Source organism: Streptomyces chartreusis NRRL 3882 (genome assembly GCF_900236475.1).
GTDB lineage: Bacteria > Actinomycetota > Actinomycetes > Streptomycetales > Streptomycetaceae > Streptomyces > Streptomyces chartreusis_D.
Window position 1 is genome coordinate 8,910,042 of the sequence record NZ_LT963352.1, and the last position, 21,910, is coordinate 8,931,951.

The window sequence follows — 21,910 nt, forward strand, 5'->3', positions numbered from 1 at the left end:
GGGTCCCTTCCCGCCCGGCATACAGAGAGGAATCACATGCGTACGACGACACTGGGGCCGGGCGGTCCCGAAGTGGGCGTGATCGGTCTGGGCTGCATGGGCATGAGCTACGCCTACGACATGGCGGCGGCCCGCGACGAGGACACGTACGTCTCGGTGATCCGAACGGCGTTGGATCTGGGCGTGACCCTGATCGACACTGCGGATGTGTACGGGCCGTTCACCAATGAGGAACTGGTCGGCCGGGCGCTGTCCGGCCGCTACCGCGACCGTGCGGTCCTGGCCACGAAGGTCGGCGCCCTGTCCCGGGACGAACAGGGCAAGCCGGTCCGAGCCGAGAACGGCCGCCCGGATCACATCCGCCGCTCCATCGACGAAAGCCTGCAACGGCTCGGCACCGACCACGTCGACCTCTACCAGCTGCACCGGGTCGATCCCGAGGTCCCGATCGAGGAGAGCGTCGGTGCCCTGGCCGAGACGGTCGCCGCCGGCAAGGCCCGCGCGATCGGCCTGTCCGAGGTGGACGTCGAACAGATCAAGCGCGCCCAGACGGTGCACCCGATCGCCAGCGTGCAGTGCGAGCTGTCGCTGTGGACGAGGGACTGGATGCACGACGTGCTGCCCTACTGCCAGGAGCAGAACATCGCCTTCCTGCCCTACTCCCCCTTGGGCAGGGGATTCCTCACCGGCCGCTTCACCTCGGTGGACGACCTGCCCCAGGACGACGTCCGCCGCCGGATGCCGCGCTTCCAGCAGGACGCCTTCCAGCAGAACCTCGCCATGGTCGACCGGGTGCGCGAGATCGCCGAGCGCATCGACGTCACCCCGGCCCAGGTTGCCCTGGCCTGGGTCCTGGCTCAGGGCCAGTACGTCATCCCGATCCCCGGCACCAAGACCCCGAAGTACCTGCGGGACAACGCCGGCGCCGCCGACATCCAGCTCAGCGAGTCCGACCTGGAAGCGCTCAACGCCCTGCCCGCCCCACACGGCGGCCGCGGCAACTGACGACCCCCACCCCACGACACGACTCCCACCGACATCGAAAAGGCACCATCGTGAAGATTGAAAACACGACCGTCAAGGGCGTGTTCATCGAATACGTCCGCGCTGAAGGCACCCCCTCCGGTGCACCCATCGTCTTCGTGCACGGCGGCGGCCAGGGCAGCTGGGTGTGGGAGAACTACCTTCCCTTCTTCGCCGCTACCGGCCGCGACTGCTACGCCTTCAGCTGGTACAACCACCACCGCTCCCACGAGCTGCCCGAGGAGCAGTTCGCGGCCCGCTCCATGGCGGAGACCGTGGAAGAGCTGGAGATCGTGGTCGACCATATCGGCCAGGTGCCCGTCCTGGTGACGCACAGCATGGGCGCGCTTGTTGGCCAGAAGTACGCGGAACAGCACCCGGTCATCGCCGAGGTGCACATCACGCCCGCCATCTGCGCCGAAGTAGGACTCCACCCCGAGAGGAAGCTCGACCTGTCGAAGCCGATCGAAGTCGGCTCCTTCGAGGACGAGTGGTCCCGTGTGCTCGCCGGAAGTCCGGAAGAAGACGCCCGCCGCTACCACGCCCTGCTGTCGCGGGAATCGGCCCTCGCCATCCAGGAGACCATTTCCACCTCCTTCAGCATCGACCGCACCCGCATCGGCGGCCCCTCCCTGGTGATTGCGGCAGAAAACGACGTCGTCGTCCCCGCCGAAGCAATCCGCCGCAGCGCCGCCTACTTCGGCTCCGACTACCTCTTCCTCCCCGGCCGCACCCACAACGTGCTCCTGGAGCCGGGCTGGCGCGAGACGGCCGAGCGCATCAAAACCTGGCTCGAACGCCAGACCTGGTAGACGCCGGGCGGCTTGCCGTCTCCGCCCAGGCCGGCACCAGCATCGCCGCCCCACCGGCTGCTGCCCGGCCGACGTCCCCCCACCGTCAGAAAGCGAAGGTTTCAGCCATGGCGAGCAAGGTTGCTCAGGTCGCCCTCAACAACGGCGTGCAGATGCCGATCCTCGGCTTCGGCGTCTACCAAATCCCCGAGGACCAGACCCAGCAGGCGGTGGAGGCCGCGCTGGAGGCCGGCTATCGCCTGATCGACACCGCCGCCGGGTACGAGAACGAGCGCGCCGTCGGCCGCGCCATCGCCGCCAGCGGCGTACCCCGCGACGAACTGTTCGTCACCACGAAGCTGTGGGTCCAGGACTACGGCGAGGAAAGCGCCAAGCGCGCCTTCGACCGCTCGCTCGACCGCCTCCGTCTCGACCACCTCGACCTGTACCTGATCCACCAGCCCTTCGGCGACTACTACGGATCGTGGCGGGCCATGGAGGCCCTCAACCGCGACGGTCGTACCCGGGCGATCGGAGTCAGCAACTTCTACCCTGACCGGCTCGCTGACCTGATCAGCCACAATCAAGTCGTCCCCGCGGTCAACCAGATCGAGACGCACGTCTTCTTCCAGCGCACCGACGACCAGCAGCTAATGCGCCACTACGGCGTCCAGCACCAGTCCTGGGGACCGCTCGCCGAAGGCGGCCAGGGCTTCTTCGACAACCCCCTGCTCGTCGACATCGCCCGCGCCCACGACAAGTCCGTCGCCCAGATCGCCCTGCGCTGGCTCGTCCAGCGGGACATCGTCGTGATCCCGAAGTCGGTGCGGCCCGAACGCATGGCAGAGAACATCGACGTCTTCAACTTCCAGCTCACCGACGACGAGATGAAGCGCATCACCACGCTGGACACGGGCCGCAGCCCCATCTTCGACCACCACGATCCCGAAAAGGTCACGTGGCTGGGTGGAGTTCGGTTCGACACCTGACCCCAGGCCAAACCCCACTGTCCCGGTAGTCACAGATCCGCAGTCGGTTCCCCGGCCACGAGGCGGTTGGCCGGGGGCTTCTGCCAGCCCGCCCCTAGACACCCCCAGGACGGCATCACCATGCGCATACGCCTCGCTCACATCGCCGCCATCCCTGCTCTGGCAGCTGTTCTCGTCTCGCCCCCGTCCGCGTCCGCCGCCACCGCAGGCAACCGCACCCAGCCGGTCATCACCCAGGTCAAGACCGCCGTCAAGTTCGACTTCGTCGCCGGCGACTCACCCGAGAACATCAACGTCAACCCTGACGGCTCCCTGACCGTGTCCATGCTGGGCGTGCCCGCGAACAAGCCGCCGAAGCTGGTTCGGATCACCTCGTCCGGGCAGCGCACCACCCTCGTCGGCGGCCATCTGGGCGATCAGATCACCGGCAACACCCGCGGCAGCGACGGCACCGTCTACTACAACGTGGACTCCGACGACGCCTCCCGCAACGGTGTCTGGAAACTGCCCCCGCACAGCCGCCCCCAGCGCCTGGCCGCCCTGCCGGTTGGCTTGCCCAACGGCCTGGCCATCGACGCGACCGGCCGTACCCTCTACGCCGCCGACAGCTACAACGCCACGGTGTGGGCCGTGCCCGTCTCCGGCGGCCCGGCGAAGATCTGGCTGAGCGGCTCAGCGCTCGCAGCCGACCCCCACGGCTCCCTGCCGTTGGGCGTCAACGGCGTCCGCTTCCACAAGGGCGCCGTATGGCTCAGCAACTACAGCCAGGGCACGCTGCTCAGGATCCCGGTCACCGCCCACGGAGGCCCCGGCCGCATCCGCACCGTCGCCGACAACATTCCCGACTTCGACGACTTTTCCTTCCTCAACAACCGCTCCAACATCGTCTTCGCTGCGCAGAACGACCCGACCGACCGGGTTACTGTCGTGCGCCCGAACGGGACCACCCAGACCGCCCTGACCGCTGGTGACGGCCTCGCTTCCCCCACCACCACCGCTGTGAGCGGCAACCAGCTGTACATCGCCGACGCCGGTTTCGAGGCACCCCACGACGCGAAGCTGCAGCGCGGAACCATCAATCTTCACGCCCTCACCGGCCACCCCCGGCACCCCTGAGAGGCCCGCAGGGCCCCGTGATCCGCTGAGCGGGCTCACGTCGGCGCGGACGCGGCGACCATGACGTCCGTAGCAACCCTCGACGACGCCGTCACAGAGTAAGCCCCGGCAGGTGAAGGTCCGTTAAGCATCCACGGATTTCTGGGCCAGGCGGCGGATCATCAGCGTCGCGGCAGTGCCGACGTGCCCGCATGATCCACGACAGCGACCGTCCCACCACCCAGCGGCGGGGCGGACGTTGACGTCGGGCGTGTTCAGACTCTTGATCGAGCGTGCCGTCAGGATGCGGGCGCGGGGCTCGCATGGGGGTCGCTGGTCGGATGGTCGTGGCGGGCGCGTGCGCGTCGGATGTCGTCCCGGTGTGCCACGGCCCACTCGCGCAGAGCGGCGATCGGTGTGAGCAGCGTGCGGCCCAGGTCGGTGAGTTCGTAGTCGACGCGAGGCGGCACGGTCGGATAGACGGTACGGCTGAGCAGGCCGTCGCGCTCCAGTGCGCGCAGAGTCAGGGTCAGCATCCGCTGGCTGATCCCGTCGACCTCACGGTGCAGTTCACTGAACCGTCGGGGGCCGTCGCTGAGCCTGAGCACGATCAAGGCGCTCCATTTGTCGCCGACCCGGTCAAGTACATCGCGGATCGAACAGTCCTGCTCGGCAGGGCCGTCGACCGGCACATCGGTGTGCGTGGCTGACATGAAAGTGCCTCCTTCCACCTCTTCTCGTAGTGACCAATCATGAGGTCACGCACAAGAAGTAACCACCACTCAGGAGAAAGAGAGGCGCGACTGTGTCTGCGGAGAATAAGGAAATGGTGGCCCACTTCTACGACCAACTGTTCGCCCACGGCAACCTTGAGGTGATCGACAAGTTCGTCGGCAGTACCTACACCAACCACAACCCGCAAGGCGGCGACGGTCCCGAGGCACTGCGCCGCTTCGTGAGCTACTTCAGGGCCGCCAATCCGAACATGCACCACACCGTCGCGCGGGTCATCGCCGAAGACGACCTGGTTTTGCTGCACTCCCGCGCCGTGTTGGAGCCGGGCACCGCCCCCCAGGCAGTCGTCGACATCTTCCGGGTCGAGGACGGCAGGATCGTCGAGCACTGGGACGTCATCCAGCCAGTCCCGGCCACCTCGGTCAGCGGCCACGACATGTTCACCACGCTCAGCGCTCCGGCCGACAACTCGCCGGACCCGCTGGCGCCCACCGCCGAGAGCAAGCGCGTCGTGGAGGCACTGTTCCACACGATCGCTGTCGAACGTGATCCCGCCGCTTTCGACCGGTACGCCGTCGACCCGCTCTACGAGCACAACCCGCAGTATGCCGACGGCGTCCCGGCCGCCAAAGAGCTGTTCACCTCGGCCTTCGCCGCGCACCCGGAGCTGACCATCAGCGTTAAGCGGGTGATCGCGGAGGGCGACTACGTCGCGGTCCACCATCACTACAAGACCAGCGCGGACGACCTTGGGTTCGCTGTCATCGACTTCTTCCGCGTCCGCGACGGCAAGATCGTCGAGCACTGGGACGCCATCCAACCGGTCCCGGCGACATCCGCCAACGACAACTCGATGTTCTAACCAAGTTGCGGCAGTTTCCCAGTCGCCGCGGGCCCGCCGAGCACCACCCGCGGCGGCCACTGCCCCTTCCCGGGCGGCCAGGCGGAGGGCGCCGACGCGCTGCTGGCCGCGGTGCGAGAACGCGCCGAGAGCGGCTGCGAGGTGGTGAAGGTGATGGCCAGCGGCGGCAACCGCGTGGGCTTACGGCATGATGTCCGGCGGACCTCTGCCGGCCCGCCGGACATCATCGGCTAGAACATGGTGTTGTCGTTGGCGGAGGTTGCCGGGAGCTGCTGGACTACGTCCCAGTGCTCGACGACCTTGCCGTTGCGGACCCGGAGAAAGTCGACGATTGCCATCCCCGCGTCGTCTGCGCCCAGCTTGTAGTGGGAGTGGATCGCCACGTAGTCGCCTTCGGCGATGACCCGCTTGGGGCTCGCAGTGAAGCCCGGGTACTGGGCGTAGATCTTGCTGAAGGTCTCCTTGGCGGCGGCCGTGCCGTCGACTGCCGTCGGGCTGTGCTGGTAGTAGTCGGCGGCGGCGTACCGGTCCAGGGCGGTCACGTCGTGATCGACGGTGAGGCCGAGCATCATGCCCAGCGCGATCTTCTCGCTGTCGGTGGACGAGGCGCGTGGGTCCGGGCCCGGCAGGCGGGGGGTGCTGAGGGTGGAGAACATGTCGTGGCCGCTGGCCGTGCTGTCCGGGACCTGCTGCTGCACGTTCCAGTGCTCGGCGATCTTGCCCTTGTCGATCCGGAAGATGTCGACGAGCGCCGTCCCCTTGGAGCCCGTCTCCAGGATGAGGTTGCTGTACAGGACGACCAGGTTGCCTTGGGTGATGACTTTCTTGACCGTGGCGTGGGACTCGGGGTGGGCGGTCTTCAGGTCGCTCGCCCATTCACGCAGTGCCTTCGCGCCGGAGGCGCGCGTCGGGTCGTGCTCGATGTAGCCGGGCTTGACGAACCGGTCGATCACGGCGAGCTTCCCATGGTTGAGGAGCTGGTCGAAGTAATGCAGAACCAGCGCCTTGTTCGCCCTTGTCTGGTGACTCGCGCCGTACGCCTGCGTCGCCGATGTCGATCGCGGAGGGGCCGCCGACGCCGCGGAGGCTCCCGCAAGCAGGGCGCCGACCGTCGCTGTCGCGATCAGAAGGCGGGCGGCCTTCCGGGGGGTGCTCAAGGGGATATTCATGACCCACTCCAATTCCTACTCTTTGTGCGTAACCTCATGATGGACCTGCAAGGAAGTCCACACAAAAGGCACATTGATGTCTGTGCCAGAGGGCAATGTGCGCCTTGGAGGTCACGGCCAGCCCGGGCAGGTCCCGCTGCAGGCCGGGGGGGCCGGAGCGTTGCGGTGATCGCAGCCCTGGAGGCCCGGCCCCTGCGCCGCACCGACCTGCAGCGCCAAGTTCCTGGCATGTCCAGCCGCAGACCTGTGTGGATCACCGAGTCCGTGTACGCGGGGATCCGCGCCGCCTGCGCCAATACGCCGACCATGGCAGCTCTGGCGGGCAGTGTCCTCCCCTCGACTGGCCCGGTGGAGGGGAGGTGGCGGGGCGTCCGTGCTGGCGGGAAATGCCCCGGCTGCCAGCTCGCCTGCGTCACAGGGCGCAGGTCACATCTCACCGAAGGACTGACGGCTCGACGGTCTCTCCGCCTCAGCCTCCAGCGGCGGGTAGCGGCGTAGTTCGGCGTACCCCCTACCTCAGCTCCCGTGGCCACCTGTGACGCTCAAAGTGCCCCACTGAAGTGGATGGCTGCGGCTTGAACTCGGGGACCGCTGTGTGCCCGGGTCCCCCTTCGGGTGACGTTGAGAGCCAAGCATGGCCGCTGCCGTGCTGGTCAGGCAGGGTGGCTGACTGGTCCCTCGATCCCGCGAGGTGCCTTGCTCTGGGGGCTCAGTGCAGCTGTTCTTCACGGACCGGCGGAAGGTTTGGAAGGTGGGGGACGTGCCCGGCGCTCGCCCTGCCGACCTGTGCGAGCTGCTTGACCGGCGACGGATTCCGACGGGCACGCCAATTCTTCTCGACGAGGCGATGCGCCCGGTAGAGCCACTGTCGAGCTGGTTCCGGGTGATCGGCCAGCAGGGCCTGGACGCCAAGACCATGCGCGCGTACGCCTACACCGTATTGATGCTGCTCAACTTCCTTACAGTACGGGGCCTGGACTTGCGGCTGGCGACCGAGAATGACGTGCTGGAGTTCCGGCGGTGGCGGCGCGAGGACGCCGAGGAGACGGTCGGCGAGGCCACCTGGGATCGGGACGCCGCCGCAATCGGCGGGCTCTACGACTACCTGGCCCAGGTCGGCTACGTGAGCGGGCGGCCCTGGCGGGCGACGGGTCGTGGGGAGTCCCTGGGCAGTGGGGTGAGCCGGGATCCGCGGGTCCGGCACATGGAGCTTGACCAGTACCTGTTCTTCCGGGACGTCGGGTTCGGCGGACTGGAGCCGGGCGGCGGCCTGCACTTGGGCTTCCGGGGGTGGCGGCCGCACCGCAACCGCTCGGCGTTGGAGCTGGCGCTGATGACGGGGATGCGGATCCAGGAGTGGTCGACCCTGCTGCTGCCCGAGCTCGGTCTGACCGGCGGCCGCCGGCCCGTGGTCACGGACGTCGACCTGGCTGCCTGCGCAAAGTACGGACGGCCGCGGTCGGTCTACGTGCCCAGGGACGCGATGGAACTGCTGGACCCCTATCTGCTGCTGGAGAGGCCGGGGATTGTGGCGACAGCGCAGCGCACGCTGCGGCGCCAGGTGCGCGACCTGTTCGTGGTCCAGCGGATCGAGGGGGACGGTACCCGGGTCCGCGGGGTCCTGGAGGGCGTCAGGGTGACCCGGGTGATGAAGGACATGAAGCCGGGGCTGCGGCGGATCACCGTGCTGGAGACGGGCGGCGGCCTGGATCCGCTGGCGCTGTTCATCGGCCAGGGCGGCCGGATGCTCACCGGCTCGGGCTGGGACCGCATCCGCTGGCGGGCGTGGAAGCGGATGAAGCAGTGGAGCGTGCACCATTCGGCCCCGGTACTCCCGCGGCGCTGCTGGGTCTTCCACGACACTCGGCACACGTTCGCCCTGCGGCTGCTGATCTTCCTGACCCGCGAGGCTCTCGGTGACGTCGATTCTGAGCAGACGCCGATGGCGACGTTGCTGGACCACATGGTCGGCAACCCCTTGCTGGTCGTCCAGCGTCGGCTCGGCCATGCCCATCCCTCCACCACTTACCGCTACATCCAGTACCTGAAGGACCCGATGCGGGAGGTCGACGCCGCGTTCCGTCGCTGGAGCGCGGCGGGCGGCGCCTCCTACGTGACGGTCGCCCGCCGCCTGATGAATCTGGAGCCCGCCGGTGCCACGCAGGGGTGAGTACAAAAGCGGGTTTCCCGGCCGAACGCCTCGGTCGGCCAAGGACACGCGTAACGGATTGCGGCAGGTGACCGGGCTCGATCCGCAAGACCGCCCGGTGACGGTCGCTTTAGATCCGCAGCTCACACCTGCGCCGGGCTAGCCGGCGAGCTCGCGGACGAGTGGGTCGAGCTGGCGGCGTCGGCGGGCTTCCGGGAGGGATCGTGCCGCACGTACCAGCACGCCATCAGCAGCTTCTGCACCCACGTCGACGCGACGGTCGCGGCGGCACAGGACGCCTCGCTGGCGCGGAAAGTGCCGGACCTGCACCACGCGGTGACGGAGTGGATCAGGCTGCTGCCGGCCGGCTACCAGGCAGGGTCGCGGCGCCCGTACGAGCTCGCAGGCCGGTTGAGGATGCTCATCGCGCGCCGGATCGCGCACCCGGACCGGCCGGTCGCCGGACACCTGGACGGCTGGGTGAAGGGCGCCGTAGGTCTGCGCCGCGGCCAAGGCGAGGAGGTCGACGAATTCACCCGGGCCGACAAGAAGAAGCTCATTCAGGCCGCCTGGGCGGACCGGCTCGCCACCGAGGCGAGGATCAGAACCGGATGGACGCTTGCGGCCGCTGGTTGCGATCCCGCCCATGGCGGTTGGATGGAGCCGCGCAACCTGCTGTGGGCCCTGGCAAACGACGCGTGGACCTGCGAGGACGTCGCGCGCCATGTGCCCGCACTGCCGCAGTGGCCGCCCGCGCTGCGCGAACTCGTCCCGGGCGACGTACTGCCGCATTTGGCGCGCGGGTACCTGCTGCGCCGCCTGGTGGGGATGCTGTTCCCCAGCGACATGGATCTGCACAGTTACCGGATCTTGCTGATGGCCGCCACCGGCAGGGCCTCCGAGGAAGTCGTCGCGCTCGACGAGGACGACCTGGAGTACGGCCCCCAGAGCGTGCTGATCGACTTCACGAAACGCCGTGCCCGCACCGTGCAGCGCCGCTCCTACGGTACGGACCCCGAGGAGGATCAACGTGACCTGCACCCGGCCGCGCCGCGGCTGGATGCCGTTGAGCTGACCCGTCGGATGCTGCAGCTGGCCCGCCCCTTGGCCGAGCGGGCCGACATCACCCCGGTCCCGCTGTTCCTGCGCGCATCCGTCGACCACTACGCGCTGACGATCCGGCGGTTCGTCGGAAGAGGCAGCGGTGCGGGGCTCGTGGACTGGCTGAGGGCGAAGAAGGTGACGGTCCAGGGCCCGGCCGATATCCGCCGGCTGCGTAAATCCGGGAAGGTCGAGAAGGCCATCGCGTTCAAGGGCCGCATCAGCGACATCGCCGATGACCACACCGCCGAGACTTTTCGTACCCACTACGCCCACGGTACGACCCTGCGCGTCATCTCCGGCCGCGTCATCACCGCCGCCCAGCGGCACTGGCTCGACAAGGCCCTGAACGGCCCTGTCGTGCTCAGTGCCTGTTTCTAAGCCCCGGTTCTGAGTAGCCTGGCGTCCTACGCTGGCCCGGTGTCCGAGGGCACCGGACAGGCCGGGGAGAGGACCTGCCAGGGCTGCGCAGAACGGCTGAGGCCGGATGCCCGACCCGGGGCGATGTTCTGCTCGTCGGCGTGTCGCGCCAGGCAGTGGCGGCGGGAACGCCGGTTGCGTAAGCGCCTGGCGGCCGTCCAGGCCGGTGTTGGCGAGGCTGAGTGCCCCGAGTGCGGGGCCCGGTGGGTGATCGGCGTCGACCGCCGCTCGGACGCTCTGTACTGCTCGGCGCGGTGCAAGGTGAGTGCCTGGAGGCACCGGAAGGAACCGTTCGGCGAACGGTCACAGTAATCAATGAGCGAACGCATGGTGAGCCCAACTCCGGTCACCATCCGGTCATTTGTGGTCAATCGTTGCGATCTTAGGATTTACAGACTGACTCTCGGTTCGGAAGCGGGCCTTGTCCCGTCATGGCCCCAAGCGCCGTGCCCCGGTCCGCCGTTGGTGGTGAAGCACACCATGACCGAGGAGAACGAGAAGGTCGGAAGCGTCAGCCAGTCCCGCTACGAGCAGATCGTGGCCGAATTGCGGGACGTGGTCGAACAACAGACGCGCGGGCAGTTCACGATCGGCGACCGGGCTCTGGAGATCGAGCCGATGCGGCAGAGGGGCGGTCCGGTCGGGGAGACGGAGTGGACGGTCGAGCAGTCGCTTGCCCGTCTGGCCGACGACATCGGGCTGAGCGTCGCCACGGTGAAGACCACGAGGTGGGTGGCCTCGCGCTGGCCGAAGGAACACCGGCAGCCCAAGATTGCCTCCTACACGGTCCATCGGTCGCTGGCGAACATCGAGGATGACGAGGAGCGGTTCGCGGCGATCGTGGTGCTGCCGGAGGGGAAGTCCCGGTGGACGGCGGACGACGCGAACCGGCGGGTGGGGCAGCGGGTCGAAACGCCCGTGACGCCGCAGGAAAAGGTCACCGCGATCCATTCGCTGGCCCAGGACGAGGAGGTCGCGGCGGCGGTGACCACTGACTTCCTCAAGCGTCCGCAGGTGGCGGCCAAAGTGTCGGCGGAGGACAAGGTCAAGGTGGTGGAGGAGTTCACCCGTGACGAGACGGTCGCAACAACCGCCGCGACCAGTCTGCTGCGCCGGCCGGACGTTGCGTTCAAGGCGATGAGCGACGACACCGCCCGCTTCCAGGTCAACCATGCCCAGAATGAGAGGAGCCGACAAGCCCGCGAGGACTTCGAAAGCACCAGTCCCGTCGCCCCGGCCGTCAGGCACATCGACCGGACCGTGGAGTTCCTGGACCTGGTTACCGCCTGCCACTCCTTCGTCGCCGCTGCCGGCCGAACCGTCCCCGGTCTGCGCGACCGGACGCTCAACGACGACGAACGCACGATCGTGCACGAGAACGTCGCCCGGGTTCGGGCCACCCTGGACTGGATCGAGACAGCTGTCGACACCGGCAAGGTCGACATGGACGACGAACTGGCCCGCATGCTGAAGGGCGAGTAGGTATGCCCCGGGCCTCGCGGCGGCGGGGCGATGCCGCCCGACGGCACGCGGATACCGTCCGGTTCGTGTTGTTCGAGGCCAGACCCGCCGGTCTGCTGTTCCCTCAGCTGGTACGCGCGAGCGATCTGTCCCCCAGTCAGGTGCGGTCCGGGCTTGCGGCCCTGATGGACCAGGCGACGGAGAAGGGCTGGCCGCCGCTGATCTGGACCAGAGCTGACGGCTACCAGCTCGGTGCTGAGCGGGCCGCCCTGGAAGCATACGAACGGGCCGTGATCAGGGAGAAGCTGACTGAGTTCCGCCGACTGATCACCGGCACCGTCGCCCCGCACGCCGCCGCCCACCCGGGCGACAAGTGGGTCAAGCACATCACCGCCCAGCTCAACTCCATCGAATCCACCCTCGACCTCATCAACAGCTCCTGACCGACCACCGCGGGGGCCGCCCGGACGGCGGCGGCCCTCCGCGGCACTGCGGAAAGCCAACTGCCATGCGTCGCCGCCGCTATCCCTCCGACACCACCAACGCCGAATGGGTCCTGATCGAACCCCTCCTGCCCACCCCGGCCTGCGACACCAGCCGCGGTGGCAGGCCGGAGAAGCACCCCCGGCGCGAGATCGTCGACGCGATCCGCTACGTCGTGGACACGGGCTGCAAGTGGCGGGCCCTACCTGCGGATTACCCGCCCTGGCGCACAGTTTGGGGCTTCATGGCCCGTTGGGCGGCCTGCGGAGTCATCGGGCAGATCCGTGACCATCTCTCGGGGCGGATCCGCCGCAACCTGGGCAAAGGGCCCCGAGCGGTGGCCACCGTGATCGACTCCCAGAGCGTGAAGGCCGCCGAGACCGTCTCCAAAGCCACCCGCGGCTACGACGCGGGCAAGAAAATCAACGGCCGCAAGCGCCACCTGGTCGTCGACACCCGAGGACTTCCACTGCTGGTCATGGTCACACCCGCCGACCTGCACGACTCCGCCGCGGCCAAGGAAGTCCTGTTCCGCCTCCGCCTCATGCACCCCGAGATCACGATCGTGTGGGCCGACTCCGCCTACGCCGGAAAGCTCGTCGACTGGGCAAAACACCACCTCAACCTCACCATCAAGCCCGTCAGCCGCCCCAAGGACGCCTCCGGCTTCGTCGTGCTGCCCCGCCGCTGGGTCGTCGAACGCAGTCTCGCGTGGATGATGCACGCACGCCGCCATGCCCGGGACTACGAACGGCTCGTCCAGCACTCCGAAACTCTGATCACCTGGGCAGCCATCACCCTCATGACCCGGCGCCTGGCACGGAAGGGCGCCACACCCAACTGGACAAGGAAGGTGGCGGAGCATTTCACCGTTGACGACAGGCAGCCTGCTTGAGGAGCCAGCTCTGTGCTGCTTGCAGGACCTCGTCCCGGTTGCGCGCCGCAGGGCGTGAGTCCCTGACGATCTGCGCGTCTGGAGGTATCGGCGCGTCATACGCACGGCCCGTCCGGTCCACGTCCTTGGCTTCCGTGAGGAGCAGCACAGCTCCGTCGGACAGGCGGTACGGCCTGTTTCCCGTGGGGACGCCGTTGGTCTGTTCGCCGAAAGACCTGGCGCCAGGACGTCCCCGGAAGGCCACCGTGACCGCCTCACCCGCACTGGCTGTTTGCCTGCCGGTCAGGACCGCAACCGGTTGGGTGCTCCCGGCGAGCGGTCGGCCATCGCCCCAGCCGACCAACTTGCCGTCTACGTATGGGCTGCCGTGCTTGATCGACCAGACTGACTCGTTGCCGTCGGCATCTACAAACGCGCCTACCTTGCCATCGCCCAGGATCGGACCTACGACGGCAAGCATCGGCCACATGTTGCCCCCGTTGGCCGAGCGTAGATCCACCACCCAGCCGCAGGTCTCAGTCGCCTGGGCCTTCGCCACGGTGTGTCGGCCCTGCCGCACGTACCGGTCGTAGGCCTCTTGAGACCCCAGAACACCAGGCAGGGAAATGTAGCTCACGCCGTTCTTCGAGGAACGGCCTTCCAGGCCCTCGAATTTGACCGCAGACGCTCCATAACGCTCCTTGGCCACATCCGGCCCCCAGAAAACACTGTGCCCGTCGCCCAGCGAATTCAGTGCCGAGGCGATCGCCCCGTGCGTGTCCGCCGACTCCTGCGCGCCGCGCGCCTGCGAGTACGCCCTGCTTCGCACGGCCGCCCAGTCAACCTTGTGACGGACAAGAGAGTGCTTCTCCATGATGTTCAGCGCCTTCGACAGGTAGGTCTGCGCACTGGGCGACATGTCGGTAGCCCCTGGATCGTGCGAACGACCCGTGCACCCCGTCGCGGTGACCGCTACTCCCATCAGGCCAGCGCAGGCCACTATGCGCAGTGAACGTATCCGCCGCATCCATCCCCCGAACAGGCTCTCGACTAACTGGCAACCCTAACCCTGACGATCAGCCACTGGCGCAGCATCCCGGATCAGAAACACGCACTCAGCGACGAGGACGAGCGGGCGCTGGCAGAACCGGGCGCCGCCCAGGCTCTTGGCCTGTCCGCCGAGGACGTCGAGCAACTGCGTTCCGGTGAACTGGACATGGGAGTCTCCAGTTGCCGGGATCCATTCGCCTCCCCATTCGGCCGCCCCGGCCAGCTGTGCCCGGTCGCTCCCACCCGATGCCTGGAGTGCCGCAACGCCTTCGTCCTACCCTCCAACCTCCCTCAACTGCTGTTGTTCGCGGCCCATCTCGAACAGCTCCAGCACCGCCTGTCCCCGACGCACTTCCATGCCCTATGGGGACAGAGCCGCGTCAACGTCCTCGAGGCCCTCGGCCTGCGCACGAGTGACGAGATCACTCGAGCCCGTCAACGCATCGCCGACGAAGGGCTGACCCTCACCCTTCCGCTCGCCACCCAGGTGGAGTTCGAATGACCGGCCGACAGCACCCCCTTGCCCCGCGGTCGAGCGTCTTCGCCGACGACGAGCCCGTCCTGCAGTCCCTGCCGCTACTGGCTGGCGCGTCATCGCCCAACTTCGGAGAGAACACCTGCTGGGACTTCAACGGTGTCCTGCGTCGCCCACGAGCCACCTGACGGGCCAGTGGAAGCTGCCGTTCACCGACCTCAGCCCGGGCCAGAACCTCCTCGCCCGGGAACTGGCGATGCTCGAGTTCAACCCGCGACATCCCGCCGTCCTCGCCGCAGGCGTGCATCTGCCGCCAACGCCGCGGAAGGTTCCCACCCAGCGGGCCCGCGGCCAGGTCCTGCGTGCACTTGCCGCGTTCGGCGCCGCCGAGCACCTGCCCGACGACTTCGCCCAGTGGGCGGTGGAGGACTTCCACCGCTACATCGCTGAGCGCCGCCGCACCACCGACGACACCGCCGTCCGCGCTCACATCACGGTGATCAAACTGCTGCACCAGTTCGCCCCTGTGCTCACCACTGGCCTGCCTGCGGACCCCTGGCCCGGTCAGACCGGTGCGAAAGTCCTGGGCTTGGTGCGGGAGTCGAAGCTACGCACCGCGGTGGTCGAGCCCCGGACGTGGTTCCCGCTCATCCGCGCGGCTTGGACGTACGTCGACGTCTTCGGCCCCGACATTCTGCGCGCCCGCGCGCACTGGAAGAACCTCCAGACCACGAGATTGCACCTGGGAGCCGCGCAGCAGCGCCGCCGGCTCGACGCGTGGCTTGCCGATCCTGCCAGCCGGGTCCCCGTCTGGCATCCTGCTGACCCGCTGCGCCACCCGCGCGCCACGACGCCGGTCAACTGGGCACTGCTGACCGCCGTGCTCGGCCTCGCCGGGTCGTCGAATCTTTTCGCCCCTGGTACGGCGGCGGGTCGCCTGGCCCGCGCAAGGGTGACCGAGTTGGTCGCCGCCGGCCACACGCAGCCCGGGCTCCTGCCCGACCTGACCGAGGTCGAACGCCCCGATGGAACCCGCGGCCCCTGGCGCCACTCACTGCACCCGCTCGCCCTGTGGATCGAGTACACCGCTCTGCGCAACGCGGCGTTTGTGCTGGTGGTCGGGCTGTCGATGATGCGGAACATCGAGGTCCGCGACATCCTCAAGGACTCGGTCGTCGAGTACTACGGCAGCCCTGCAGTGAAGGCGACCAAACACAAGCTGGACCCGGACCTGCCGATCCGGCACTGGTGGATCATCGAACCGGTGGCCAAAGCGATCGCCACGGCGGCCGAACTGTCGATCGATGACGAGTACGCCTTCGCGTCGGTACAAGCCAAGTCGCCCATCAACCACTTCGACAGCGGCGACGCGATCACCTGCTTCGTCCAGCACGTCAATGACAACCGACACGTCACCGGGCTTCCGCAGATCCCCGAACAGAAGCTGGCCCCGCACATGTTCCGTCGCACCATGGCGATGCTCACCCGGGATTTTCCCGGCTCGGAAATCGCCGTCGGGATGCAGCTCAAGCACGTCTCCACCCGGGCACTCGCGAACACCACCACCCAGGGCTACACCGAGCCCGCGCCCGCCTGGGCCGAGCACCTGCGGACCGCAATCAGCGAGCGACGCTTCGAGCGATTGGCCGAGCTCTTCGCCGCCGACGGCCGCGGCGAGCCCATCGGCGACGGACCGGGCGCCGACCGCCTGCGCGAGACCTTCGCCGCCATCCGGGCCAAGGCCGCCGAGATGAAGGCGACCAGCCAGGCGCAGCGCGGTGATCTCCGCGTTGAACTCGACCTCCTGCGCCGCACGCGACTGTCCGTCCGCTTCGGCAAGCTCAACCACTGCACCATGGACGACGCCAACCCGGTCGGTGCCAAATGTCTCGAGGATGCGATCGTCCCCGAAGGCCACCAAGGCCCGCTCATCGACCGCTGCCAGCCCTCCCGCTGCGCGAACAGCGTCATCGCCCCCGCTCACCTGCCTATCTGGACCGCGGAACGAGCCTCGCTCACCGACCTACTCACCACCCGCAAGCTCCCGCCCAACCGCCGAGCCTTGCTCACTGAACAGCTCCACGAAGTCGACCGCGTGGTACGAAAGGCACCCGATGCCCCCTCCAACGGTGTCCGCCAAGACTGAGCAGGCTCTGCGCGAGGCGATGGAGCGCCTGTTCACCGGCCAACCCACCCGCACCGACGGCAAGCTGACCAAGAACAACCTTTGGCGAGAGGCCGGCGTCAGCCGAGCCACGATGAACCGCGCGACCGCCGTCCTCGCGGAGTGGGACAACCGCCTCGGCCGAAGTCCCGCCAGCCTGCGCGACCAACATCAGCAGGAGGAAATCACCCGTCTCCGCCGACAGCTGAGAGGTAACCGGCAAGACCGACAACGCCTTCAGCAACAGGTTGACGCCGCAGCGACGGTCATCGCCACCCTTTTCGCGGAGAACGCTGCACTCCGCGAGCAACTCGCCAAACGCTCTGGCGTCGTCGTCCCACTGCCTCTCGCCCGTCGAGAGTGAGCCGAGGACATCCCCTGCGGGTGGGTGTGGTGTGTCTCATGAGACACGTATCAGCCTGGAGAACCCGGGCTGGTGTGGCCGAGTTTGGTGAGGTCGGCGGCGCGCTGCCCTGGGGGCTGGAGGTCGGCCCACGGGTGGAGGGTCGCGCCGGTCTCGTGGGTGATGGTGCGGTGCGGCTCGGTGCGCGGGGCCGGTGGGACGTCGGCGCCGGCGCCGAGGAGGCGCTGGACGGCTTCGGGCCCGTGGTCGCGGCGGGTGGCGGCGAGTTGCTCGAGGTCCCAGACCATCGAGCCGGTGACGGTGTTGCGTTCGCCGCGGCGCTGGACGTTGCCGCGGACGAGGAGCAGTCCTCTGTGGAAGATCGTGTGCGCGCACGCCTCGTGGCTGTCTTCGAAGAAGGCCAGGTCGACCAGGCCAGAGCGGTCTTCGAGGGTGACGAAGATGATCCGTTTCCCGGAGCGGATGGGCGGGGTCTGGGTGGAGGCGCGGACGCCGGCGACGAGGACCTGCTGGCCGGGGCGCAGTCGCTTCAAGTGGGCGGCGTCGGTGGCGCCGAGTTCGCGCAGCAGCTGATGGTGGTGGTCCATCAGGTGGCGGCTGACGTCGACGCCAAGGATGTGCAGTTCCGCGTTGAGGGCTTCGCGGCTGGTCATTTCCGGCAGGCCGGAGGGGGTGCTGGTGTGCTGGTCGTCGAGGGCCATGGGGAGTTGTCCGTCGCCGAGGGGGCGGCCGCGGTACTGGCGGTGCAGTTCGGTGATCTGTAGGAGCAGGTCGCGGCGGGTGAGGTTGCCGCGCAGGCTGTCGAGGACGCCGGCCTGGGCGAGGCGTTCGGCCGTGGGCCGGTTGGGGCGGGCGCGCTGCCACAGGTCGGACAGGGATGCGTAGGGCTGGCCGGCTGCGATGCGCTCGGCCTCGTCGGTGTGGATGCCGCGGACGCCGGAGAGGGCGAGGCGGACGGCCCAGGTGCCGTCGGGGGCGTGCTCGACGGTGTAGGTGGTCTTGGAGTGGTTGACGTCGGCGGGCAGGACGGTGACGCCGCGGCGGCGAGCGTCTTGGATCAGAACCCGCTTGGGCCACATGCCGGGGTCGTGTTCGAGGAGGCCGGCCAGCAGGAAGGCCGGGTAGTGGGCTTTGAGCCAGGCGGACTGCAGGGCGGGGACGGCGAAGGCGACGGCGTGTGCCCGGCAGAAGCCGTAGGCCCCGAACGCTTCGATGATGTTCCAGACGTGAGTGAGGACGTCGGGTGTAGCCGCGGGCGGCCGCGGTGCGGTGGAACCAGTCCCGCAGGCGGGGCAGTCGGTCGGGGTCGGCGAGGACGCGTCGGGCGACTTCGGCCAGGGCGCGGTCGCAGCCGGTGAGCGTGGCGATGATCTCGATGATTTGTTCGTGCCAGATGACGACTCCGTACGTATCGGCGAGTACCGGCTCGAGGTCGGGGTGCGGGTAGGTGGGGGTGGCGCCGTGGCGGGCGGCGATGTACTGCTCGGGCATGCCGCCGGCGACCGGGCCCGGGCGGAAGAGGCTGATGTCGGCGATGACGTCGGCGACGTTGCGCGGCTGCAGTCTCGACAGAAGATCTTGCTGGCCGGGCGACTCGAGTTGAAACAAGCCCAGCGTCTGTGCGTCCTGGATGAGCTTGAACGCGAAGTGGTCGTCGAGGGGGACCTGTTGGGGGTGTTCGGGGCCTCCAGGGGCGCCGACGACGACGGGTTCGGGGAAGTGGGGACGGCCCAGGCCGAGGTCCTCGACGGGGTCGACGGTGCAGGCGTCGGCCGTGGCGGTGGTGTCGGCCAGTAGGCGGGCCGCGCGGTCGTCACCGTGGCCGGCGGCCGCGGCGATCCGCCGAGCGATCTCGCCCATGGCGGCCGGGGGCTTCAGCCAGCGCTCGCCGGAGTCGAGGTGGCGGCGGTCGATGGGGCGCAGCAGGCGGGCGGCGTCCAGGACGTCGGCGAGGCGGTGCTGGTCGGCGTCGGCGTAGCGGACGGCGTTGGTCAGCACGGCGGGGATGCCCAGTTGGTCGGCGAGGGTGAGGGTGCGGGCGGCCAGGCGCAGTGAGCCGGGGCCGGTGCCGGCGGCCGGTTGTCCGCGGCGACTCGGTCCCGGCTGGATGACCTGATCGCCGAGGACACCGACGCGAGCGAGGACAGCACGGGAGGCGGGGGCACGTTCTTCACCGAGCTGAAGGCCGATCCGGGCGCGCTGGGGCTGGATAGCCTCCTGGCGGAGGTGAACAAGCTCCAGCGGGTCCGCGCGCTGGAGCTGCCGCCGGATCTGTTCGGGGACGTGTCGGAAAAGCTGGTGGCCGCCTGGCGGGCACGGGCGTCAAAGGAGTACCCCTCAGACCTGCGGGCGGCGGCCGACCCGGTGCGCTACACGCTGCTGTCCACGCTGTGCCATGTGCGGGAGACGGAGATCACCGACTCGCTGGTGGAGCTGTTCATCCAGCTCGTGCAGAAGATCAACACACGGGCGGAGAGGAAGGTCGAGGGCGAGTTCAACAAGGAGATGAAGCGGGTCCGCGGCAAGGAGGGCATCTTGCTGCGGCTGGCGGAGGCGGCGGTCGCCGAGCCGGGCGGCACGGTCCGCAAGGTGATCTATCCGGTGGCCGGGGAGTCCACGCTGAAGGCCCTCGCCGCGGAGGCCGCGGCGAACGAGGCCCGCTACCGAGCCCGGGTGCGGACGGTGCTGCGCTCGTCGTACTCGGGCCATTGGCGGCGGATGCTCTCGCCGCTGCTGAACGCGCTGGAGCTGAAGTGCAACAACACCGCCTACCGGCCGGTGATGGACGCCATCGACCTGCTCAAGCGGTACCTGGACCAGCCCAGCGCTAAAGAGGGTGCGTTCTTCGACGAGGCGGAGAAGATCCCGCTGGCGGGGGTGGTGCGCGATGAGTGGCGCAAGGCGGTGGTGGACGAGCGCGGCCGGGTCGAGCGCATCCCATACGAGCTGTGCGTGCTCGTGGCGCTGCGGGACGCGCTGCGGCGGCGGGAGATCTGGGTTTCGGGCGCAAACCGGTGGCAGAACCCGGAGGACGATCTGCCACCGGACTTCGAGGACAACCGCGACGTGCACTACGACGCGATCCGTCAGCCGCAGGACCCGGAGAAGTTCATCGAGGCCCTTCAGAAGCGGCTACGCGAGGCCCTGACCCGCTTCGACACGGCGCTGGAGCTGGGCACCACGGGCGGGGTGGACATCGTCCGCCGACACGGCGAGCCGTGGATCAAGGTCTCGCCGCTGGGCAAGCAGGAGGAACCGGATAACCTGGTCGCGCTGAAGACGGAGATCGAACGCCGCTGGGGCACCATCGACCTGATCGACATCCTCAAGGAAGCCGAGTTCGCCACCGGCTTCACCGGCGAATTCACCTCGGTCGCCACACGCGAGGCGGTACCGAAGGCGGTGCTGCGCCGCCGGCTACTGCTGGTGCTGTTCGCCTTGGGTACGAACATGGGCATCAAGCGGGTCGCGGTCACCGGCAAGCACGGCGAGAGCGAGGCCGTCCTGCGCCGAGTGCGGCACCTGTTCGTCAACCGGACCAACCTGCGCGCGGCGCTGGTGCGGCTGGTCAACGCCACCTTCGCCGCCCGCGATGCGGCGTGGTGGGGCGAGGGCACCGCCTGCGCGAGCGACTCCAAGAAGTTCGGCTCCTGGTCCAGCAACTTCATGACCGAGTGGCACCAGCGGTACCGCGGGCCCGGGGTGATGATCTACTGGCACGTCGAGAGGAAGTCGCTGTGCGTCTACAGCCAGCTCAAGTCCTGCTCGGCCTCCGAGGTCGCCGCGATGATCGAGGGGGTGCTGCGGCACTGCACGGACGTGGAGATCGACCGGCAGTACACCGACACGCACGGCGCCTCCATCGTCGGGTTCGCCTTCGCCCACATGCTCGGCTTCAACCTGCTCCCGAGGCTGAAGAACGTCGGATCGGCTCGGCTGTACCGGCCGGCGGCCGGCGAGGACGACACCTGGTCGAACCTGGCGCCGGTGCTGTCGACCAAGACGATCGACTGGGATCTGATCCGCCAGCAGTACGACCAGATCGTGAAGTACACCACCGCCCTGCGCCTGGGCACCGCCGAGGCCGAGCAGGTCCTGCGGCGCTTCACCCGCGGCGGGCCCAAGCACCCCACCTACCGGGCGATCGAGGAACTCGGGCGGGCGGCCCGTACTGCGTTCATCTGCGACTACCTCGCGGATGCCGGCCTGCGCCGTGAGATCAACGACGGGCTCCAGGTCGTGGAGAACTGGAACTCCGCCAACCACGACCTGTTCTACGGCAAGGACGGTGACCTGACCGGCTCCGACAAGGAGAGTCAGGAAGTCTCGATGCTCGCCCTGCACCTGCTCCAGTCCGCGTTGGTGCACGTCAACACCCTGCTGCTGCAGAACATCCTGAGCGAGGAGAAGTGGCAGGAGCGGCTCACCGACGCCGACCGGCGGGCCCTCTCCCCGCTGTTCTGGACGCATGTGAACCCCTACGGCCGGTTCGAGCTTGACATGAACTCCCAACTCACCCTCGCCGCCACGGCGGCCACGGTGCCTGGTCCCCGATCCCCGTCCGAGGCGGAAACCGCACAGTCGGCGGCGGGCGGTGCGGCCGCGTCGGCATCCTGAAGACCCGCAGGCCCGGCGTCGCCGGCGGGCGCCTGATTCGTTGACCGGGGCAAGGCGCCGGGCCGCGGGTTGAGAAGGGGACGGGCAT

General features: G+C 68.4%; 17 protein-coding genes and 1 pseudogene. 14 read left to right on the forward strand and 4 right to left on the reverse strand.

Annotation, left to right across the window (positions count from 1 at the left end; all coding sequences use genetic code 11):
* The first annotated feature begins 36 nt into the window (after positions 1 to 36).
* The 4 genes from SCNRRL3882_RS40185 (at position 37) to SCNRRL3882_RS40200 (ending at position 3,919) form a co-directional block, all read left to right on the forward strand.
* Positions 37 to 1,005: an aldo/keto reductase gene (locus SCNRRL3882_RS40185; RefSeq protein WP_010047442.1), complete on the forward strand. Its 969-nt coding sequence runs from the start codon at positions 37 to 39 to the stop codon at positions 1,003 to 1,005.
* Positions 1,006 to 1,055: 50 nt separating this feature from the next.
* Entirely contained in the window at positions 1,056 to 1,835 is a 780-nt protein-coding gene (locus SCNRRL3882_RS40190; RefSeq protein WP_010047444.1) for an alpha/beta hydrolase, read from the forward strand.
* Between the two features lie 107 nt (positions 1,836 to 1,942).
* Positions 1,943 to 2,803 (forward strand): aldo/keto reductase, encoded by an 861-nt coding sequence (locus SCNRRL3882_RS40195; RefSeq protein ID WP_010047447.1) that lies wholly within the window; start codon positions 1,943 to 1,945, stop codon positions 2,801 to 2,803.
* Between the two features lie 120 nt (positions 2,804 to 2,923).
* Positions 2,924 to 3,919: a hypothetical protein gene (locus tag SCNRRL3882_RS40200; RefSeq protein ID WP_010047448.1), complete on the forward strand. Its 996-nt coding sequence runs from the start codon at positions 2,924 to 2,926 to the stop codon at positions 3,917 to 3,919.
* Positions 3,920 to 4,197: 278 nt separating this feature from the next.
* Here the strand turns inward: SCNRRL3882_RS40200 and SCNRRL3882_RS40205 are convergent, their stop codons facing one another.
* On the reverse strand, positions 4,198 to 4,611 hold the full coding sequence (locus tag SCNRRL3882_RS40205) for a winged helix-turn-helix transcriptional regulator (protein ID WP_010047450.1): 414 nt from the start codon (positions 4,609 to 4,611) through the stop codon (positions 4,198 to 4,200).
* Positions 4,612 to 4,703: 92 nt separating this feature from the next.
* Here SCNRRL3882_RS40205 and SCNRRL3882_RS40210 point away from each other — a divergent pair, with 92 nt between their 5' ends.
* Positions 4,704 to 5,495 carry a nuclear transport factor 2 family protein gene (locus tag SCNRRL3882_RS40210; protein WP_158688474.1) on the forward strand — a complete coding sequence of 264 codons (792 nt, stop codon included), beginning with the start codon at positions 4,704 to 4,706 and terminating at the stop codon, positions 5,493 to 5,495.
* Positions 5,496 to 5,725: 230 nt separating this feature from the next.
* On the opposite strand, the gene SCNRRL3882_RS40220 is transcribed toward SCNRRL3882_RS40210, so the two are convergent.
* Complete coding sequence (locus SCNRRL3882_RS40220) at positions 5,726 to 6,652, reverse strand: nuclear transport factor 2 family protein (RefSeq protein WP_010047454.1); 927 nt, start codon at positions 6,650 to 6,652, stop codon at positions 5,726 to 5,728.
* 859 nt (positions 6,653 to 7,511) lie between these two features.
* On the opposite strand from SCNRRL3882_RS40220, the gene SCNRRL3882_RS40225 reads away from it, so the two are divergent.
* The 5 genes from SCNRRL3882_RS40225 (at position 7,512) to SCNRRL3882_RS40250 (ending at position 13,173) form a co-directional block, all read left to right on the forward strand.
* Positions 7,512 to 8,834 carry a tyrosine-type recombinase/integrase gene (locus SCNRRL3882_RS40225; protein WP_159399463.1) on the forward strand — a complete coding sequence of 441 codons (1,323 nt, stop codon included), beginning with the start codon at positions 7,512 to 7,514 and terminating at the stop codon, positions 8,832 to 8,834.
* A gap of 294 nt (positions 8,835 to 9,128) precedes the next feature.
* Positions 9,129 to 10,295: a hypothetical protein gene (locus SCNRRL3882_RS40230; protein ID WP_010047468.1), complete on the forward strand. Its 1,167-nt coding sequence runs from the start codon at positions 9,129 to 9,131 to the stop codon at positions 10,293 to 10,295.
* Positions 10,296 to 10,814: 519 nt separating this feature from the next.
* Complete coding sequence (locus tag SCNRRL3882_RS40240; RefSeq protein WP_010047469.1) at positions 10,815 to 11,816, forward strand: DUF6192 family protein; 1,002 nt, start codon at positions 10,815 to 10,817, stop codon at positions 11,814 to 11,816.
* Between the two features lie 2 nt (positions 11,817 to 11,818).
* Entirely contained in the window at positions 11,819 to 12,238 is a 420-nt protein-coding gene (locus SCNRRL3882_RS40245) for a hypothetical protein (RefSeq protein WP_010047472.1), read from the forward strand.
* A 65-nt stretch (positions 12,239 to 12,303) separates the two neighbouring features.
* Positions 12,304 to 13,173 (forward strand): IS5 family transposase, encoded by an 870-nt coding sequence (locus tag SCNRRL3882_RS40250; protein ID WP_010047474.1) that lies wholly within the window; start codon positions 12,304 to 12,306, stop codon positions 13,171 to 13,173.
* Here SCNRRL3882_RS40250 and SCNRRL3882_RS40255 read toward each other — a convergent pair.
* Positions 13,145 to 14,071: a S41 family peptidase gene (locus SCNRRL3882_RS40255; protein WP_010047476.1), complete on the reverse strand. Its 927-nt coding sequence runs from the start codon at positions 14,069 to 14,071 to the stop codon at positions 13,145 to 13,147. The genes SCNRRL3882_RS40250 and SCNRRL3882_RS40255 overlap by 29 nt on opposite strands.
* A 297-nt stretch (positions 14,072 to 14,368) precedes the next feature.
* Between SCNRRL3882_RS40255 and SCNRRL3882_RS42150 the strand changes: the two genes are divergently transcribed.
* From SCNRRL3882_RS42150 to SCNRRL3882_RS40270, 3 genes are all read left to right on the forward strand, one after another.
* On the forward strand, positions 14,369 to 14,704 hold the full coding sequence (locus tag SCNRRL3882_RS42150) for a hypothetical protein (protein WP_010047478.1): 336 nt from the start codon (positions 14,369 to 14,371) through the stop codon (positions 14,702 to 14,704).
* 229 nt (positions 14,705 to 14,933) lie between these two features.
* Positions 14,934 to 16,823, forward strand: a complete 1,890-nt coding sequence (locus SCNRRL3882_RS42155; RefSeq protein ID WP_010047481.1) for a hypothetical protein — start codon at positions 14,934 to 14,936, stop codon at positions 16,821 to 16,823.
* On the forward strand, positions 16,807 to 17,205 hold the full coding sequence (locus SCNRRL3882_RS40270) for a hypothetical protein (protein WP_010047484.1): 399 nt from the start codon (positions 16,807 to 16,809) through the stop codon (positions 17,203 to 17,205). Before SCNRRL3882_RS42155 ends, SCNRRL3882_RS40270 begins: the two co-directional genes overlap by 17 nt.
* Before the next feature lie 50 nt (positions 17,206 to 17,255).
* On the opposite strand, the pseudogene SCNRRL3882_RS40275 reads toward SCNRRL3882_RS40270, so the two are convergent.
* A pseudogene (locus tag SCNRRL3882_RS40275) lies at positions 17,256 to 19,278 on the reverse strand (OB-fold nucleic acid binding domain-containing protein); the annotation flags it as partial.
* A 6-nt stretch (positions 19,279 to 19,284) separates the two neighbouring features.
* Here SCNRRL3882_RS40275 and SCNRRL3882_RS40280 point away from each other — a divergent pair.
* Positions 19,285 to 21,822 (forward strand): Tn3 family transposase, encoded by a 2,538-nt coding sequence (locus SCNRRL3882_RS40280; protein ID WP_010047492.1) that lies wholly within the window; start codon positions 19,285 to 19,287, stop codon positions 21,820 to 21,822.
* Positions 21,823 to 21,910 lie beyond the last annotated feature (88 nt).